This window comes from Variovorax sp. 01T439_2 (assembly GCF_056398445.1).
Genome location: NZ_JBFTPJ010000941.1, coordinates 1 through 2,268 on the forward strand (window position 1 = coordinate 1; position 2,268 = coordinate 2,268).

At 70.2% G+C, this 2,268-nt stretch carries 3 protein-coding genes; 1 reads left to right on the plus strand and 2 read right to left on the minus strand.

Annotated elements, in window-relative coordinates:
- Positions 1–374, plus strand: a 374-nt coding sequence (locus AC1DOC_RS30105) for an OprD family outer membrane porin (protein WP_478131165.1), incomplete at its 5' end; no start/stop codon positions are given.
- A gap of 22 nt (positions 375–396) precedes the next feature.
- On the opposite strand, the gene AC1DOC_RS30110 is transcribed toward AC1DOC_RS30105, so the two are convergent.
- Positions 397–1,653 carry an MFS transporter gene (locus AC1DOC_RS30110; protein ID WP_478131166.1) on the minus strand — a complete coding sequence of 419 codons (1,257 nt, stop codon included), beginning with the start codon at positions 1,651–1,653 and terminating at the stop codon, positions 397–399.
- The gene (locus AC1DOC_RS30115) at positions 1,640–2,173 is read right to left on the minus strand and encodes an N-acetyltransferase family protein (protein WP_478079647.1); all 534 of its coding nucleotides are present in this window, start codon (positions 2,171–2,173) and stop codon (positions 1,640–1,642) included. The genes AC1DOC_RS30110 and AC1DOC_RS30115 overlap by 14 nt, the downstream gene beginning before the upstream one ends.
- Positions 2,174–2,268: the final 95 nt, after the last annotated feature.

The window sequence follows — 2,268 nt, forward strand, 5'->3', positions numbered from 1 at the left end:
GTGCCATCTGGCTCGGCAATGCCGCGCAGCTGTCCGACTTCAATGCGCCGCACGAGCAATCGTGGCAGCTGCGCTACGAAGTCGATGCCGCAAGCTGGGGCGCGCCGGGACTCGCGATGGGCGCCGCCTACATCCGCGGCAGCGGCATCGACGGCAGCCGCGTGCCCGCCCGCGGCGGCTATGCCTGGCTGGGCTACGGCAAGGACGGCCGGCACTGGGAGCGCGACCTCTGGCTGCGCTACACGGTGCAGGCCGGATCGGCCAAGGGACTGGCCTTGCTGCTGCGCTATGGCGAGCACCGCAGCAACAAGGCGCAGGCCGAACTCGACGCCCGCCAGATCCGCGTGGCCGTCGAATATCCGATCGGGAGTTGATGGTGCGAGACGCCGGCGAAGTTCAGCGCGCACGCCGCGCGCGCTCCAGCCGGCCGAAGCGCACGATCATCCACGGCCCCAGCAGCGCGCCGAGCCCGACCGAGCTCCATGCCGCCACCCAGCTGTACGTGCTGCCGAAGCCGAAGCGCGTCTGTCCCCAGTCCAGCACCAGGCCGAACACCCAGGGGCTCAGCGCACCCGCGCCGAAGCCCATCACCGAGCGCACCGAGTACGCCACGCCCAGCCGGTGCGGCGCCACCACGTCGGCCAGCGCGGTCGAATAGACGGAGGAGTCCGCAATCGCCAGCAGGTTGTAGAGGGCGGCCATCACGGCCAGCAGCCACAGCGGCCAGGTCCACATCCAGCCGAACGCGAAGGACATGCACAGGCTCATGAGCGTGGCGGCCATCATGATGCGTGCGCGGCCGAAGCGGTCGGACGCGGCACCGCCCCCGATGCTGCCGAACACGCTCACCAGGTGCGCGAACGCCGCCAGCGCAATGCCCGCGCCCTGCCACGGCGCGGCGCCGCCGGCCGAGGCGACCAGGTAGGCCGGCAGCCAGGCCCACAGGGCCATCAGTTCCCAGCAGTGGAAGGCATAGGCCCAGTTGCCGGCCATCGCGGGCTTGTCGCGCACCGTCTCGGCCAGCGCATGCCAGGTGCCTTCGCGCGGCGGCGTTCCTGCGCCGGCGGCCGGTGCGGGCGGCCGCATGCGCCGCAGCGCCGGCACCGTGAGCAGTGCGCCGGCGAAGGTGCAGCCCGCCGCCGCCAGCAGGCCGAARCGCCAGTGCAGGGCGTGGCTGAAGGCCGCCACCACCGCCAGCGACAAGGCGTAGCCCATCGACGCCGAACCAAGAAAGAGCCCCATCGCCCGGCCGCGCACGGCGGGCTCGGCGTTGCGCGCGAGCAGCTGCAGGCCCGGCGTGTACGAGGCGCCCGCGCACAGCCCGGCCAGGCCGTAGAGCAGCAGCGCCGAAAGATGGCCGTGCGCGAAGGCGGCAAAAGCCAGTGCCGAGCACGCGCTGATCGCGCTGCCGATCAGGAAGACGCGGTGCGGGCCGTAGCGGTCCGCCAGCAGGCCGACGGCGAACAGCGAACTCATGTAGCCCACGTGCCATGCGCTCTGGATCGAGCCAGCCTGCGCGGCCGTCATGTGCCAGTCGGCCATCATGAAGGGCAGCACGCCGGAATAGGCGGTGACCACCATGGCCTGCAGCAGGYGGCTCGCGCACAGCAGCGCAAGCCATCCGCGCGCGGGGGCCGGTTCAGCGCAGCGCACGTTGCATGAGCACGGTGTCGACCCACTGCCCGAACTTGAAGCCGACGTTGCGCAGCACGCCCACCGTCTCGAAGCCCAGGCCCTGGTGCACGCGCTGCGAGCCCGCATTGGCGCTGTTGCCGATCACCGCCACCATCTGCGTGAAGCCGCTGTCGGTGCAGCGCCGGATCAGCTCCTGGAGCAGCGCGCGGCCGATGCCACGGCCCTGCATGCCTTCTGCGACGTAGATCGAATCTTCGACCGTGTGGCGGTAGGCGGAGCGGCTGCGGTAGGGGCTTGCATAGGCGTAGCCGGCCACCTCGCCGTCCTTCAGCGCGACAAGGTAGGGGAGGCCGCGCGCAAGCACGCCGGCGCGGCGCGCCTGCATCTCTTCGACGCTCGGCACCTCTTCCTCGAAGGAGCACAGGTCGTGCAGCACGTAGCGGCTGTAGATGGCCTGTACCGAAGGCATGTGGTGCGCCCCGGCGTCGAGGATTTCGGTGGAGGCAAGAACTTGGGTGGCTTGAACAGGCGAAGGCATGGTGCGGATCTTGACGCTGCGCGGACGATAAGTGAAGCTTCGCCGACTGATGCAAGGCATAAGAAATACTTTGGACAAGACGCTCAACCTCGACC